The organism is Bacillus sp. SJZ110, assembly GCF_006715455.1.
Classification (GTDB): Bacteria; Bacillota; Bacilli; order Bacillales; family Bacillaceae; genus Bacillus; species Bacillus subtilis.
The window spans coordinates 216524-232982 of the sequence record NZ_VFNF01000006.1 but is presented as its reverse complement, the minus strand read 5'-3'; the positions used below and the strand labels follow the sequence as shown (position 1 = coordinate 232982).

The 16459-nt window shown below is 42.0% G+C and carries 10 protein-coding genes and 1 pseudogene; 8 read left to right on the top strand and 3 right to left on the bottom strand.

The window, feature by feature from the left end:
- Positions 1 to 80 precede the first annotated feature (80 nt).
- Positions 81 to 1559, bottom strand: a complete 1479-nt coding sequence (gene opuE, locus FB592_RS17450) for a proline transporter OpuE (RefSeq protein ID WP_101501727.1) — start codon at positions 1557 to 1559, stop codon at positions 81 to 83.
- A gap of 413 nt (positions 1560 to 1972) precedes the next feature.
- Between opuE and gatC the strand changes: the two genes are divergently transcribed.
- The 3 genes from gatC to gatB are packed head-to-tail and all read left to right on the top strand — an operon-like array spanning position 1973 to position 5180.
- The gene (gatC, locus tag FB592_RS17445) at positions 1973 to 2263 is read left to right on the top strand and encodes an Asp-tRNA(Asn)/Glu-tRNA(Gln) amidotransferase subunit GatC (RefSeq protein WP_003219442.1); all 291 of its coding nucleotides are present in this window, start codon (positions 1973 to 1975) and stop codon (positions 2261 to 2263) included.
- 15 nt (positions 2264 to 2278) lie between these two features.
- Entirely contained in the window at positions 2279 to 3736 is a 1458-nt protein-coding gene (gene gatA, locus FB592_RS17440; protein ID WP_003242878.1) for an Asp-tRNA(Asn)/Glu-tRNA(Gln) amidotransferase subunit GatA, read from the top strand.
- A gap of 13 nt (positions 3737 to 3749) precedes the next feature.
- Complete coding sequence (gene gatB / locus FB592_RS17435; RefSeq protein WP_003219444.1) at positions 3750 to 5180, top strand: Asp-tRNA(Asn)/Glu-tRNA(Gln) amidotransferase subunit GatB; 1431 nt, start codon at positions 3750 to 3752, stop codon at positions 5178 to 5180.
- Here the strand turns inward: gatB and FB592_RS17430 are convergent.
- Positions 5167 to 6064, bottom strand: a pseudogene (locus FB592_RS17430) (TetR/AcrR family transcriptional regulator). The gene gatB and the pseudogene FB592_RS17430 sit on opposite strands and share 14 nt — an antisense overlap.
- Positions 6065 to 6195: 131 nt before the next feature.
- Here FB592_RS17430 and srfP point away from each other — a divergent pair.
- From srfP to FB592_RS17405, 5 genes are all read left to right on the top strand, one after another.
- The gene (srfP, locus tag FB592_RS17425) at positions 6196 to 9354 is read left to right on the top strand and encodes a surfactin resistance protein SrfP (protein ID WP_141949863.1); all 3159 of its coding nucleotides are present in this window, start codon (positions 6196 to 6198) and stop codon (positions 9352 to 9354) included.
- A gap of 151 nt (positions 9355 to 9505) precedes the next feature.
- The gene (locus tag FB592_RS17420) at positions 9506 to 10417 is read left to right on the top strand and encodes a diacylglycerol kinase (protein WP_003233894.1); all 912 of its coding nucleotides are present in this window, start codon (positions 9506 to 9508) and stop codon (positions 10415 to 10417) included.
- 255 nt (positions 10418 to 10672) lie between these two features.
- Positions 10673 to 12058 carry a 23S rRNA (uracil(1939)-C(5))-methyltransferase RlmD gene (rlmD, locus tag FB592_RS17415; protein WP_141949861.1) on the top strand — a complete coding sequence of 462 codons (1386 nt, stop codon included), beginning with the start codon at positions 10673 to 10675 and terminating at the stop codon, positions 12056 to 12058.
- Between the two features lie 969 nt (positions 12059 to 13027).
- Entirely contained in the window at positions 13028 to 13828 is an 801-nt protein-coding gene (locus tag FB592_RS17410; RefSeq protein ID WP_141949859.1) for an SLATT domain-containing protein, read from the top strand.
- Positions 13829 to 13835: 7 nt separating this feature from the next.
- A complete protein-coding gene (locus tag FB592_RS17405) occupies positions 13836 to 15218 on the top strand; it encodes a reverse transcriptase domain-containing protein (protein WP_141949856.1) in 1383 nt (460 codons plus the stop codon).
- A 438-nt stretch (positions 15219 to 15656) separates the two neighbouring features.
- On the opposite strand, the gene FB592_RS17400 is transcribed toward FB592_RS17405, so the two are convergent.
- Positions 15657 to 16232 carry a hypothetical protein gene (locus tag FB592_RS17400; protein ID WP_061671059.1) on the bottom strand — a complete coding sequence of 192 codons (576 nt, stop codon included), beginning with the start codon at positions 16230 to 16232 and terminating at the stop codon, positions 15657 to 15659.
- Positions 16233 to 16459: the final 227 nt, after the last annotated feature.

Genomic DNA, 16459 nt, shown 5'->3' with positions numbered 1-16459 from the left:
AAATAAATATGATTTTCTCACAGTATTTATAGCAAAACAAGGGCACAAAAGCCACCAAGCTGCGCTTGATGGCTTATTGCTTACTTTTTGCGTTTTAACAGCTTTTCCATGACACCGAATAATCGGTAAGAGGCTTTTGCAGGACGTTTTGTGATCATGCTGACAATGATGCCGGCAATCATACTGAGAATAAACCCAGGGATGATTTCGTACACACCGGTTGATTTTGCCAGGCCGGTTGTAATCCAGATCAACACGGTCGCAGCCCCGACAATCATGGCAGCAAGCGCGCCCCATTCGTTCATTCGCTTCCAATACAGACTGAGCAGAATCGCAGGTCCGAAAGCTGAACCGAAGCCGGCCCAAGCGTATCCGACCAAATCAAGAATGGTGCTGTTCGGGTTCAATGACAAGAGTACCGCGATAACGGCAATGATTAAGACGGACAATCGCCCGATCATGACCAATTCTTTATCAGAAGCTTTTCGTCTGAAAAATGACCGGTATAAATCCTCTGTAACAGCACTTGCTGTGACCAAGAGCTGTGAGGAAATCGAACTCATGATGGCAGCCAAAATAGCTGACAATAAGAACCCTGTAATTAATGGGTGGAACAAGATTTTAGAGAAGATAATGAAAATCATCTCCGGATCTTTTACAGCAACTCCGAATTTATGGGCGTATGCAACACCGATTAAACCCGTCAGCACGGAACCTAGAACTGTAATGATCATCCAGCTCATGCCGATTCGGCGTGCAGGCTTCAAATCTTTAATGTTTTTAATCGCCATAAAGCGGACGATGATATGAGGCTGGCCGTAGTAGCCCAAGCCCCAGGCTAAATAGGAAATAATGCTAATGACGCTCGCGCCTTTAAAAATATCCAATAAGTGTGGGTTAACAGCGCCGATTTCATGGAGAGTCGGAGCAACGCCGCCCACGTGGGTAAAAGCAACGATCGGCACAAGCACTAGTGCTGCAAACATGATCGCACCCTGCACGAAGTCAGTCAGACTGACAGCAAGGAAACCGCCAAACAGTGTGTATAATACGACAACTGCGGTGGTCAGAAACAAGCCTAATTTGTAATCCGCACCAAAAGCAGATTCAAACAGCCGTCCGCCAGATACCATACCAGAAGAGGTATACAATGTGAAAAAGATCATGATGATCAATGCAGATACGATTTTCAGCAGTGATGAAGAATGCTGGAATCGTTTATCAAAGAAATCAGGAATCGTAATCGCATCATCCGCCGCTTCTGTATAAGCACGCAGCCTTGGAGCCAGCAGCAAGTAATTTGAGTACGCCCCGATTGTAAGACCTAAAGCAAGCCATAAGGTGGACAGCCCTGTCGCAAACATCGCGCCGGGAACACCCATCAGCATCCATCCGCTCATATCGGCCGCGCCGGCAGACAAAGCAGTAACGAATGGTCCGAGGCCTCTTCCTCCAAGCATGTAATCATTGATGTCAGTGGTTTTCTTGAATGCATACCAGCCGATTAACAGCATGGCAATAAAGTAAATTCCTAAAGATATAATAATTTCAATACTCACGTTTTACCCTCTCTTCATTTCTAATAATGTTGCATCACCTCTCAAATTGATGGTGCCAGTTAAGCAGCCTGGCGTAAGTGCAAAACAAAAGAAATTCTTTTGCGGGTGCACTTGGTAACTTAACCTAACAAAGTATTCCCGGCCATTCAAGCGATGAAACATTGATCATAAGCTGGAAATACCGTTGCAAACCTAGAAGGGAATAAAGAATAAAACGCTTTCAAAAAATAATTAAAGTAAAAATATTCAGAAAAATATTTCGTTTCTCCTTCTCCTCATTTTAGTATAAAATATATAGGGTATTGTTTCGAAAACACAGGCCTGTCTCAAGGCGTTTTGTTGCTTTAAAGGGCTTGTTTTTGATATGATCAGTATTATATGACTTAACGGAGAAATATGTGGAGGTGGATCATATGTCACGAATTTCAATAGAAGAAGTAAAGCACGTTGCGCACCTTGCAAGACTTGCGATTACTGAAGAAGAAGCAAAAATGTTCACTGAACAGCTCGACAGTATCATTTCATTTGCCGAGGAGCTTAATGAGGTTAACACAGACAATGTGGAGCCTACAACTCACGTGCTGAAAATGAAAAATGTCATGAGAGAAGATGAAGCGGGTAAAGGTCTTCCGGTTGAGGATGTCATGAAAAATGCGCCTGACCATAAAGACGGCTATATTCGTGTGCCATCAATTCTGGACTAAAGGAGGGACACAAGAATGTCATTATTTGATCATAAAATCACAGAATTAAAACAGCTCATACATAAAAAAGAGATTAAGATTTCTGATCTGGTTGATGAATCTTATAAACGCATCCAAGCGGTTGATGATAAGGTACAAGCCTTTTTGGCATTAGATGAAGAAAGAGCGCGCGCATACGCGAAGGAGCTTGATGAGGCGGTTGACGGCCGTTCTGAGCACGGTCTTCTTTTCGGTATGCCGATCGGCGTAAAAGATAATATCGTAACAAAAGGGCTGCGCACAACATGCTCCAGCAAAATTCTCGAAAACTTTGATCCGATTTACGATGCTACTGTCGTTCAGCGCCTTCAAGACGCTGAAGCGGTCACAATCGGAAAACTGAACATGGACGAATTCGCCATGGGGTCATCTACAGAAAACTCAGCTTACAAGCTGACGAAAAATCCTTGGAACCTGGATACAGTTCCCGGCGGTTCAAGCGGCGGATCTGCGGCTGCGGTTGCTGCGGGAGAAGTTCCGTTTTCTCTTGGATCTGACACAGGCGGCTCCATCCGTCAGCCGGCTTCTTTCTGTGGCGTTGTCGGATTAAAACCTACATACGGACGTGTATCTCGTTACGGACTGGTCGCATTTGCGTCTTCATTAGACCAAATCGGACCGATTACACGTACGGTTGAGGATAACGCGTTTTTACTTCAAGCGATTTCCGGCGTAGATAAAATGGACTCCACGAGTGCAAATGTGGACGTGCCTGATTTTCTTTCTTCATTAACTGGCGACATCAAAGGACTGAAAATCGCCGTTCCGAAAGAATACCTTGGTGAAGGTGTCGGCAAAGAAGCGAGAGAATCTGTCTTGGCAGCGCTGAAAGTCCTTGAAGGTCTCGGCGCTACATGGGAAGAAGTGTCTCTTCCGCACAGTAAATACGCGCTTGCGACATATTACCTGCTGTCATCTTCTGAAGCGTCAGCGAACCTTGCACGCTTTGACGGCATCCGCTACGGCTACCGCACAGACAACGCGGATAACCTGATCGACCTTTACAAGCAAACGCGCGCTGAAGGTTTTGGAAATGAAGTCAAACGCCGCATCATGCTTGGAACGTTTGCTTTAAGCTCAGGCTACTACGATGCGTACTACAAAAAAGCGCAAAAAGTGCGTACGTTGATTAAGAAGGATTTCGAAGACGTATTTGAAAAATATGATGTTATTGTTGGACCGACTACACCGACACCTGCGTTTAAAATCGGTGAAAACACGAAGGATCCGCTCACAATGTACGCAAACGATATCTTAACGATTCCGGTCAACCTTGCCGGCGTACCGGGAATCAGCGTGCCATGCGGATTAGCAGACGGTCTTCCGCTCGGCCTGCAAATCATCGGAAAACACTTTGATGAAAGCACTGTATACCGCGTTGCTCATGCATTTGAACAAGCGACAGACCATCATAAAGCAAAACCTGAACTGTAAGGGGTGAAAAGAATTGAACTTTGAAACGGTAATCGGACTTGAAGTCCACGTTGAGTTAAAAACAAAATCAAAAATTTTCTCAAGCTCTCCAACGCCATTCGGCGCGGAGGCGAATACGCAGACAAGCGTCATTGACCTCGGATACCCGGGCGTCCTGCCTGTCCTGAACAAAGAAGCCGTTGAATTCGCAATGAAAGCCGCTATGGCGCTCAACTGTGAGATCGCAACGGATACGAAGTTTGACCGCAAAAACTATTTCTATCCTGACAACCCGAAAGCGTATCAGATTTCTCAATTTGATAAGCCAATCGGCGAAAACGGCTGGATCGAAATTGAAGTCGGCGGCAAAACAAAACGAATCGGCATCACGCGCCTTCACCTTGAAGAGGATGCCGGAAAGCTGACGCATACAGGCGACGGCTATTCTCTTGTTGACTTCAACCGTCAAGGAACGCCGCTTGTTGAGATCGTATCAGAGCCGGACATCCGCACGCCGGAAGAAGCGTACGCGTATCTTGAAAAGCTGAAATCCATCATCCAATATACAGGCGTTTCTGACTGTAAAATGGAAGAAGGCTCACTTCGCTGTGACGCCAATATCTCTCTTCGTCCGATCGGCCAAGAGGAATTCGGCACAAAAACAGAATTGAAAAACTTGAACTCCTTTGCGTTTGTTCAAAAAGGCCTTGAGCATGAAGAAAAACGCCAGGAGCAGGTTCTTCTTTCGGGCGGCGTCATCCAGCAAGAAACTCGCCGTTATGATGAAGCAACGAAGAAAACCATTCTTATGCGTGTCAAAGAGGGATCTGACGACTACCGTTACTTCCCAGAGCCAGATCTAGTCGAGCTCTACATTGATGATGAATGGAAGGAACGCGTAAAAGCAAGCATTCCTGAGCTTCCGGATGAGCGCCGCAAGCGTTATATCGAAGAGCTTGGCTTGCCTGCATATGACGCGATGGTTCTGACGCTGACAAAAGAAATGGCTGATTTCTTCGAAGAAACCGTTCAAAAAGGCGCTGAAGCTAAACAAGCGTCTAACTGGCTGATGGGTGAAGTGTCAGCTTACCTAAACGCAGAACAAAAAGAGCTTGCCGACGTTGCCCTGACACCTGAAGGCCTTGCCGGCATGATCAAATTGATTGAAAAAGGAACCATTTCTTCTAAGATCGCGAAGAAAGTGTTTAAAGAATTGATTGAAAAAGGCGGCGACGCTGAGAAGATTGTGAAAGAGAAAGGCCTTGTTCAGATTTCTGACGAAGGCGTGCTTCTGAAGCTTGTCACTGAGGCGCTTGACAACAATCCTCAATCAATCGAAGACTTTAAAAACGGAAAAGACCGCGCGATCGGCTTCCTAGTCGGACAGATTATGAAAGCGTCCAAAGGACAAGCCAACCCGCCGATGGTCAACAAAATTCTGCTTGAAGAAATTAAAAAACGCTAATAAAAAAGCAGCCCTTAGAGGCTGCTTTTTTATGGTCAAATTGAGATAAAGACAGAGATGAGGGCCCGAAGCCTTTCAACTTCTTTGTCGTTGGTTCCGGTCAAATTGGACAGCATGCCTTTAATAATCGGCTTGCGCGGTTTATCCTGAGCCAATTCTTCCTCGATAACATCAAGTGACACGGTGATATCCTCGGGCAGCGTGCTGTTTTCTTTCACTTTCTGAATGTCCTCAAGCAGCTGGTCTTTCCCCGCAGGCATCGGGTTGAAAATGTCTTTTGGCACAATCGGATTGAGTGCTGAGCGGCTCAGCCCCTGTACAAGATCATCCAGTCTCTCGATGATAAAGGCTGAGATTTCTTCTGCACCGATATTAAGCTCACTGTTAAATACCATCACATTCATATAGGAATGCACGATGCCTCTTGCCATGATGGACAGATCTGCGACGTACGGCTCGATTCCTTTTCCATAGGACGACAGCAAGGCGTTCCGGTACAGCTTATCCGTCTCCATGGTTACTTTGTAAAAGTATTGCTTGATTTCTTGATTTTCCGGAATGATATTTTCGGTAAGCAAAAGTACGATAAAATCTTTATGATCACGAAAATCCTCAAATTGAGCGCCAATTTGTTTTTTCAAAACATCTTTAGGCGGCTTTCCAGCAAGATCTTCTTCTATATTTTTCATTTTGTTCATAGACATACCGATATAATATTCACAGGCAGATAACAGCAGCGCTTCTTTCGATTTGAAGTGCAAATAAAAAGCGCCCTTCGAAATGCCGCATTCACTGGCGATTTCTTGGATCGTCGTAGCTGCGAATCCTTTTTTCGCAAATAAACGAATGCTGGTTTTTATGATTCTCTCTTTTTTTTCATTCATGACGTGCTTCCCCTTAATCCTTGAAAAATTTAGTAAAATTTTCTGGTATATGAGTTGACGTTGTTGCGTTATAACGTTTAGTATTATATAGAATGACCAGTCAGTCAATAAAAAATGTAATGGAGGATATGATGAACCACGTTATTAATTTCGTTCTGAAAAACAAATTCGCCGTATGGCTGATGACGATTATTGTAACGGCAGCCGGCTTGTATGCGGGTATGAATATGAAGCAAGAGTCTATTCCTGACGTGAATATGCCTTACTTGACGATCAGCACGACATATCCGGGTGCGACACCAAGCCAAGTGGCTGATGAAGTGACCAAACCGGTTGAACAAGCCGTGCAGAACTTGGACGGTGTCAGCGTTGTGACGTCGACGTCCTATGAAAACGCATCGTCGGTCATGATTGAATATGATTATGAGAAAGATATGGACAAAGCGAAAACAGAAGCAGCTGAAGCGTTAGAAAACGTCAGCCTGCCTGATGACGCGAAGGATCCGGAGATTTCACGCTACAGCTTGAACTCATTCCCGATTCTGACGCTGAGCGTGTCCAGTGATAAAGATAACCTGCAAGAGCTGACGAAAAAAGTGGAGGACAGCCTCGTTTCTAAGCTTGAAGGCATAGAAGGCGTTGCGTCCGTCCAAGTATCGGGCCAGCAGGTGGAAGAGGTTGAATTCTCTTTCAAAGAAGACAAACTGAAGGAATACGGCCTTGATGAAGATACTGTGAAGAAAGTGATTCAAGGTTCAGATGTGACAACTCCGCTTGGATTGTACACATTCGGAAATGAAGAAAAATCTGTCGTCGTCAGCGGCGATATTGAAACAATTAAAGATTTGAAGAATATGAGAATTCCTACGGCATCTGCTTCAAGTGCAGGCAGCAGCGCAGCATCTCAAGCGGCGGCGCAAAGTGCACAAGCAGCTCAAAGTGCACAAGCTGCAGCACAGGCACAGCAAAGCGCAAGCACAGCAGTGCCGACGGTCAAGCTTTCTGACATTGCTACAATTAAAGATGTGAAAAAAGCTGAATCCGTTTCACGCACAAATGGCAAAGACAGCATCGGCATCAACATCGTTAAAGCAAACGATGCGAATACGGTAGAGGTTGCCGACAATGTCAAAGCTGAGCTGAAGAAGTTCAAAGAAGACCATAAAGGCTTCAACTACAGCGCAACTCTCGACATGGCGGAGCCGATCACACAGTCAGTTGACACGATGTTAAGCAAAGCCATCTTCGGTGCTATTTTTGCGATTGTGATTATTCTCTTATTCTTAAGAGATATCAAATCTACATTAATTTCGGTAGTTTCAATTCCATTATCATTGCTGATCGCACTCCTTGTGCTGCAGCAGCTTGATATCACACTGAATATTATGACGCTCGGCGCAATGACCGTCGCCATCGGACGTGTCGTCGATGACTCCATCGTTGTCATCGAGAACATTTATCGCCGCATGAGACTCAAAGACGAGCCGCTCCGCGGAAAAGCCTTGGTTCGTGAAGCGACGAAGGAAATGTTTAAACCGATCATGTCATCGACGATCGTGACAATTGCGGTATTCCTGCCGCTCGCACTTGTAGGCGGACAAATCGGTGAATTGTTTATTCCATTTGCCTTAACGATTGTTTTTGCGCTTGCCGCATCCCTGGTGATTTCAATCACGCTTGTGCCAATGCTCGCACACAGCCTGTTCAAAAAATCATTAACCGGTGCGCCGATTAAAGCGAAAGAACACAAACCAGGCAGACTTGCAAACATCTATAAAAAAGTATTGAACTGGGCGCTGAGCCACAAATGGATCACGTCTATCATCGCTGTTCTGATGCTCCTTGGAAGCTTGTTCCTTGTACCGTTAATCGGTGCCAGCTACCTGCCGTCCGAGGAAGAAAAAACGATGCAGCTCACATACAGCCCAGAACCGGGTGAAACGAAAAAAGAAGCCGAAAATGAAGCTGAAAAAGCGGAAAAAATCCTGCTTGACCGCAAGCATGTCGATACGGTTCAGTATTCATTAGGCTCTGGCAGCCCGCTCGCCGGAGGAGATTCTAACGGTGCGTTATTCTATATCAAATATGAAAGCGACACACCTGACTTTGATAAAGAAAAAGATAACGTTCTGAAGGAAATCCAAAAGCAATCTGACCGCGGAGAATGGAAGTCACAGGACTTCAGCTCTTCAGGCAATAACAACGAATTAACATACTATGTGTATGGCGATTCTGAAAACGATATTAAAGACACGGTCAAAGACATTGAAAAAATCATGAAAGATGAAAAGGATCTGAAAAACGTAAACTCAGGCCTTTCCAGCACATATGATGAGTACACATTTGTCGCTGACCAAGAAAAACTAAGTAAACTCGGTTTAACTGCGTCTCAAATTTCTCAGGCCTTAATGTCACAAACATCGCAAGAACCGCTCACCACCGTGAAAAAAGACGGCAAAGAGCTTGATGTGAACATTAAGACAGAAAAAGACGAGTATAAGAGTGTGAAAGATTTAGAGAATAAAAAGATCACTTCCGCGACTGGCCAGGAAGTCAAAATCGGCGATGTGGCAAAAGTGAAAGAAGGATCAACATCAGATACCGTGTCAAAACGTGACGGAAAAGTCTATGCGGATGTCACAGGTGAGGTTACATCTGACAACGTCACAGCCGTATCAGCTGCTGTACAGAAGAAAATCGATAAGCTAGACCATCCTGATAACGTATCGATTGACACAGGCGGTGTATCAGCGGATATCGCTGATTCCTTCACGAAGCTCGGTTTAGCGATGCTGGCAGCAATAGCGATCGTTTACCTTGTGCTCGTGATTACCTTCGGCGGAGCGCTAGCGCCATTTGCGATTCTGTTCTCATTGCCGTTCACAGTCATCGGTGCCCTGGTCGGACTTTACGTATCAGGTGAAACGATCAGTCTGAACGCAATGATCGGTATGCTCATGCTGATCGGTATCGTTGTCACGAATGCGATTGTCTTAATTGACCGCGTGATTCATAAGGAAGCGGAAGGCCTGTCTACGAGAGAAGCGCTCTTGGAAGCCGGCTCTACACGTCTCCGTCCGATCCTGATGACAGCCATTGCGACAATCGGCGCCTTGATTCCATTAGCACTCGGCTTTGAAGGCGGAAGCCAGGTCATTTCAAAAGGACTCGGCGTCACGGTTATCGGCGGTTTGATCAGTTCAACGCTTCTGACGCTCCTGATCGTGCCAATCGTATATGAAGTATTGGCGAAGTTCCGCAAGAAAAAACCGGGAACGGAAGAAGAGTAAAAAAACTAAAAGCCTCAGCTCTGCTGGGGCTTTTGTGCGTTTTCACCTGTAAGATTATGTACATTTTGTTGCGATTTTTTTAACTCATAGTATAATTAAAGGTTGTTAGTGTAAAAATGGATCGGATACTCTTAAGTAGGATGATGAGATAATGAAACGTGCACGCATAATATACAATCCGACTTCAGGACGGGAGATCTTTAAAAAGCATCTTGCCCAGGTCCTGCAAAAATTTGAACAAGCCGGCTATGAAACCTCCACCCATGCGACGACATGCGCAGGAGACGCTACACACGCTGCCAAGGAAGCGGCATTGCGTGAGTTTGACCTGATCATTGCGGCAGGCGGAGACGGAACGATCAACGAGGTCGTCAACGGGCTTGCGCCTTTAGACAACCGGCCGACACTCGGTGTGATTCCTGTCGGCACAACGAACGACTTTGCCAGAGCGCTCGGCATTCCGCGAGAGGATATTTTAAAAGCGGCAGATACGGTCATTAACGGCGTCGCCCGCCCGATTGACATCGGACAGGTCAACGGCCAGTATTTTATCAATATCGCCGGAGGAGGCCGCCTGACGGAGCTGACGTACGACGTGCCAAGCAAACTCAAAACAATGCTAGGCCAGCTTGCTTATTATTTAAAAGGAATGGAAATGCTGCCTTCACTTCGTCCGACAGAAGTCGAGATTGAATATGACGGCAAGCTGTTTCAAGGTGAAATCATGCTGTTTTTGGTCACGCTGACAAATTCCGTCGGCGGGTTCGAAAAGCTCGCGCCGGATTCCAGCCTGAATGACGGCATGTTTGATTTGATGATATTAAAGAAAGCAAACCTTGCTGAATTTATCAGGGTCGCCACGATGGCGCTCCGCGGCGAACACATCAACGACCAGCACATTATTTATACAAAAGCGAACCGCGTGAAAGTCAATGTATCAGAAAAGATGCAGCTGAACCTGGACGGCGAGTACGGCGGCATGCTGCCGGGCGAATTCGTGAATCTGTACCGGCACATTCACGTCGTCATGCCAAAGGAGAAAGCGGAACAGCTGGATGACTAAAACTTGGCTTTGTAAGCCAAGCTCAGAATGTTGACAAAATCCTAAAACAGTTTTCGTTTTAGGATTTTGTCATCTTTTCAGCGTGATTGAAAACCTTTGAAGTCTAGGAAGGGCGAGCATCGGAGCACAGCGAATGTTGAATTCGTGAGCACCGAAGCACAGGCCTGACAACGAATGCGAAGGTTTGCCTACACGCTGAAACTTGGCTTGAATAGGCCAAGTTTTTCTTTCGCTTAAAACAAGAGGTGAACATACATGAAAATGAAACCCCCAGTTGAAAAAAACGAATACTACGACGTGACATTTGAGGATTTGACCCACGAAGGAGCGGGTGTCGCAAAGGTCCAAGGCTTTCCGATCTTCGTGCCGAACGCCCTGCCGGAGGAAAAAGCCCAAATCAAAGTGACACGCGTCAAAAAAGGGTTCGCCTTCGGCCGTCTGATTGAGCTGAAGGAAGAAAGCCCGCATAGAACGGACGCCCCATGCCCGATTTACAAGCAATGCGGAGGCTGTCAGCTTCAGCACATGACCTACGAAGGACAGCTCCTGTTTAAACAGAAACAAGTCAAAGACGTCTTAGAACGCATCGGCAAGCTGGACCTTTCAAAAGTCACCGTGCACCCGACACTCGGCATGGAAGACCCGTGGAACTACAGAAACAAAGCACAGGTGCCGGTAGGAGAACGGGAAGGCGGACTCGTCGCGGGATTCTATCAGCAAAGAAGCCATGACATCATCGACATGAGCGCCTGCCTGATCCAGCAATCCAAAAACGACGAAGCCGTTCAAGCTGTCAAAGACATTTGCGCAAACTACGGTGTCAAAGCCTACAACGAAGAACGCCACAAAGGCTGGCTCCGCCACATCATGGTCAGATACGGCGTTGTTACAGGCGAAATGATGATCGTTTTCATCACAAGAACAAACGATTTCCCGCATAAAGCGAAGATCATCGAAGACATCACAGCGCAATTCCCGCACGTCAAATCCATCGTGCAAAACATCAACCCGAACAAAACAAACGTCATTTTCGGAAACGAAACAAACGTCATCTGGGGCGAAGAATACATCTACGACCTCATCGGAGACGTCAAATTCGCCATCTCCGCCAGATCGTTCTATCAGGTTAATCCGGAGCAAACAAAAGTGCTCTACGACAAAGCGCTTGAATATGCGGAGCTTCAAGGTGAAGAAACCGTCATCGACGCCTACTGCGGAATCGGAACGATTTCTCTCTTCTTGGCGAAGCAAGCGAAAAAAGTGTACGGAGTAGAGATTGTGCCGGAAGCGATTGAGGATGCGAAACGAAACGCTGAACTCAACGGCATCACAAACGCAGAGTTCGCGGTCGGAGAAGCGGAAACCGTGATTCCAAAGTGGTATGAAGAAGGCATTACAGCTGATACGCTAGTCGTCGATCCGCCAAGAAAAGGCTGCGACGAAGCCCTCCTGCAGACGATTATAGAGATGAAGCCGAAGCGGGTGGTTTATGTATCCTGTAATCCTGGCACGCTTGCGAGAGACCTGCGGGTGCTTGAGGATGGCGGTTATGCGACGCGCGAAGTGCAGCCAGTGGATATGTTTCCGCATACGAATCATGTGGAGTGTGTGGCTGTGCTGGAACTTAGAAAAGGCAACTAACCTCTTTGTGGGTGTTGCTTTTTTTATTGTAAAAAAAAGGCTTAAGTTTCCATGTTTTTCTTTAGCGATTTTATATTTAAATCACTAATTTCGGATATATGCCATTCAAGTGAGGTCATCATTTTGTGGATTTCGAACAGAAGTTTATCAACATCTTGAACATTGTTAAGATCAATGTGTTTTCTTTAGAAGTTTGTCCATATCGGTTAATAATACAGATAAATCATTTAGATTGTTCTTGTTGTTCTTTGATTTCTTCAACAGGCAGTATATTTGTTTGACCATTGTTATTTATTTTTTCTAGGTTTACAATTTCTCTTAATTGGTTATACATTGCTTCCACCCTTCTTGTTTTTTAAGTTTTTTATTCTGTTTAATTCGTAGTGGCAGTGATAATCATAAACTTTGTCCATCGATATAAAAAACGTCAGAGCCCCTTTTGAGTTTTACACCTTCTTTTTTACATCAGACGAGTTAATAGACTTTATCAAGGGTAAACGCAGCGATAACTCAGACCTATACCATTTTTACTTTCAGTATAGAAATGGCAGGTATGTAGAGGTTCGTGATCTAGAGTATAACGTCTCTAAATTCTATGACAGGTGGACGTTGGTTTCAGATTTAATTTAATAAATATCTTAATAAGAGGCATTTAGAGGTATACCCTTTGAATGCCTCATTTCTGTATTACTACGGCAATGTTTCCATCTAATACCTTGATAATATTGTAAAAATGTGCAGGGTATGAGATATTTAAAGAGAGTAAGGTTTCCAACCTAGTGACCTCATGAGGTGTTCTAATCAATGGTACATATCTATGTATCTATAGTGATTCCTACGGGAATATTCCATCCAAACCATCGGAGACCTTACTCACTCTATTTAAGAGGTGAATACATTGGTACAAGCAACTGAAACAAGGAAAAAAACAGTGAAACAAGTGATGCTGGAATAGGTGAAGAACCAAAAATGGTTTTTGATGAAACTACCCAGCCTCATATTGAAAAGAATACCGTAGAAGAAAAAAGCATTGGAAGCATAGATAGTGTTCTTTTAAATGAGGTCAGAAGGTTATTTCAAAATAAAAGTAATTCGGAAAATCAAGATTCCAAAGTTTTAAATGAAGTTAAAAAATTATTGATTGAATTAACCACTGAGGAAAGTTCAGATAAGGAAAAAGGTCTCTTAGCTGAAATAACATATTTTAAAGATCATAGAGTATGGGTTACAAAGAAAACTAGGATGGAATCAGAGGCACGCATGAATAATAACAACATTTTTTCACTATTCGTTGTTAACTTTTATACCTTAATTGTATTGTCCTTATCCATTTTAGGGCTTGTAATTATTGATAAAGGAATAATTGATAGGATATCAGTTCTAACAGTGATTTCCTCAGTAGCTTTATTTGGAATATCACTTTTTGTTTCCTTATACGGTTACAAAGAAAAGGCAATTTCCTATAAGCAATGTTACTTAGATTTAACAAGAATTGAAAGTCAATGTCAGGATCTTATACTTCAGGGTTTAGGTTATGAAAATAGACTAACTAAGTTTAACGAAATTAAAAAAGAGTACAATCATATCTTAGAAAAAACTGATAATCATAGCTTTGCAGACCGATTAGTTTATTTAAGAAACAACAAAAAGTTAAATTCACTTGATGATCAAATAGCCTATTATAAGTATAAATTTGTTAAAGGTATTATAAAATTTTCATTATTCTTTATTCCGATTGTTGCACTAATAATATTGTTTGTATGGAAGTGAAATGTAAATGTCATTACCAGCTTATAAACATTTTAAAGTACTATATAAAACAGAAAATTTAAAAGACCTGTATGAGAAAACAATACATTATAATACTGTCTCTGGAATAGATAGAATGGTAAAGAGAGTATTCGACAAAAAAGTGGATTTACATTTAGGTATCGTTACCAGAAAAGTCTTTAATGGTACATACAAATATACAGCATATAGGGAAAAGTTATTTATCAAATCTAAAAGTAGCTTTCCTAGAGTAATATCTATTCCGACTATTAGAGATAAAATAGTTCTTAAAGGACTACACAAAATAATTCAAGAATCGTTTTCAATTGAACAACCATTGGTTCAAACAGTAATTGGAGACATGAAAAACGAGTTAAAGAACTTTGACTCGTTTATTAAAATCGACATAAAGAACTTTTACGATAATATAAATCATAGTAATTTAGACAAGAAATTATCTAAAAGGATTAGAACACCTCTTGTAAAAAATTTAATTTTAAATGCAATTAGAACACCAACAGTATCCAAAAACCATTCAAAAGAGGACAGCTTATATTCAAACTGTGTAGGTGTCCCGCAAGGATTGTCTATTTCAAATGTTTTAGCAGAAGTATATTTTCAAGATATGGACAAAAAATACAAAACGAAAAAAAGATTACGATATTACAGATATGTTGATGATATCCTGATTTTATGTAATGAAAAAGATATACCTAATATCAAAAATGATATCTTTAAGGAAATTGAAGAAGAACATAAATTGAAATTGAATAAAGGGAAATGTAGTGAGGGAAGATTAGACCTTGTTGGCTATGATTTTTTAGGTTATAGAATTGAAAATTTAAAGTCAACAGGAGATATTGGTTTAACTATAAAGAAGTCTACAAAATTAAAGTTTGAAAAATCTATTGTTGACATGTTTTCTCGATACAGTCATTCAAATAATATTTCACCGAGAGAGTTTATTTTTTATTTGAACAACAAGATAACTGGTTCAATAAGTAATAAAGTAAATGGAACTTCCGAGAAAGAAAAAAAGTATGGTTGGGTTTTCTTCTATTCCCAAATAGACGATATAAATGTTTTTTATCACTTTGATTGGTTTGTGAAAAAACTGATCGACGACTTTAAACTTAAACAGAATTTTAAGGGGTTAGAGATAAAAAATTTCGTAAAGACCTATTATGAAATCATTTATAATAGATCAAGGACTAAATATATCCATCGCCCTGATATCCTTTCAATTGATGAAAAAAGGTTCTTATTGATAGATACGTTTAATGTAAAAGAAAGATCTCTTAAAACTGATGATCAAATAGAACGATTCTATTATGCAAAGGTTTATAAACCAATAAAATTGTTAGAACAGGATGTTCAAGATTTCTCGTGACTATAAATTATCGATCTCATATATTATTGCAAAAATCAAAACTCAGCACATTTAATTGAGGGGGGATTCATACAGAATAACAAGGCTGTTTTTCAATCAAAGTATCATTCAAAATAAAGGGGGGAGGGGGGTCTAAAAATTACCCTATAGGGGTTCCTAAAAACAGCCTAATAGAAACACACCTCACTATTAGCACAGCACCTATATAGCACTACCCCTTTAAGGCACACAGCCACTATAGATAGTAGGTAACAGCAAGGGGGGCATATAGGAGGCACACAGGCACAGCCACAGCACACATGGCAAGGAAAATATCAAAAATGGAATTTTATGGGAAATGGTGGTTAAGGAAATAGTGATCTATAAAAAGCAAAGTAGCTTCAAAAATTTTTCGGCAATTTTCTATAGCTTTTTCATAAAAAAAAGGACAACAATTAGTTATCCTTCTAGAGTTTTATATCTATCCCAATCTGTAAGCATAATGTGTAAAAAGTCATCTTTAGTACATTCAGTTTGGCTATATCCTAAATCTTTTCTTATTAAAACTATTAGTTCAGCTAGAATAATTATTACCTGTTTTGCCTCATATTGAGGAGTGTCAACGGTTAAAGAATACTTACGCCATTCCACGAATTTCTTTACAGTTTCGTCTGAGGCGAAAAAGAATAATTTTGTTCCTAAGTCTAACATTTTTTTGTTATGTTCTTTTTGTATTCTCTTGTCTGAACCTAATTTTCTTACATAGTCCTTGTCCGTTAAGCTGATTAACAGAACTTCAACTAACTTAGAAAATTCTTGTGTTTTATGAATATGTAGCTGAGATTCGTTTATCTTCATTAACTCTAAATCTGTTGTTAATTGATTCCTAAACTCTTCTAACTGTTTATTTAGATCGAGTTCAAAAGCCTTTAGATTCTTAGCGTGTACTTGGTCTGGTAACTTCTTCACATATGTATATAGAAACCAGCCAGCGAACAACAAAGCTAATTGAAATATAGCAAGTAAAATATCCAAATATTTATGCCCCCTTTTTACTCATTATACCATTCAATTAATATAGCAAAAGCAGCGATTCCCTTTTATGCCGATTTTTCAATACCATTTACACAAAAAGAGGACAAAAGGTATTTAAACCCTTGACCTTCATTGTCCTGATTCTATCTATTAAAAATTATCCCCAAATACAGAACAACTAATTATGTAAATTTTATCAATATTGAAATTTAATAGGAAGGGATTGA

Coding starts and splice junctions, on each gene's coding strand:
- rlmD (WP_141949861.1), top strand. CDS start 10,673: ATGAAAATGAAACCCCCAGTTGAAAAAAACGAATACTACGACGTGACA.
- FB592_RS17410 (WP_141949859.1), top strand. CDS start 13,028: ATGGTTTTTGATGAAACTACCCAGCCTCATATTGAAAAGAATACCGTA.
- FB592_RS17405 (WP_141949856.1), top strand. CDS start 13,836: ATGTCATTACCAGCTTATAAACATTTTAAAGTACTATATAAAACAGAA.
- srfP (WP_141949863.1), top strand. CDS start 6,196: ATGAACCACGTTATTAATTTCGTTCTGAAAAACAAATTCGCCGTATGG.
- gatA (WP_003242878.1), top strand. CDS start 2,279: ATGTCATTATTTGATCATAAAATCACAGAATTAAAACAGCTCATACAT.
- gatC (WP_003219442.1), top strand. CDS start 1,973: ATGTCACGAATTTCAATAGAAGAAGTAAAGCACGTTGCGCACCTTGCA.
- FB592_RS17420 (WP_003233894.1), top strand. CDS start 9,506: ATGAAACGTGCACGCATAATATACAATCCGACTTCAGGACGGGAGATC.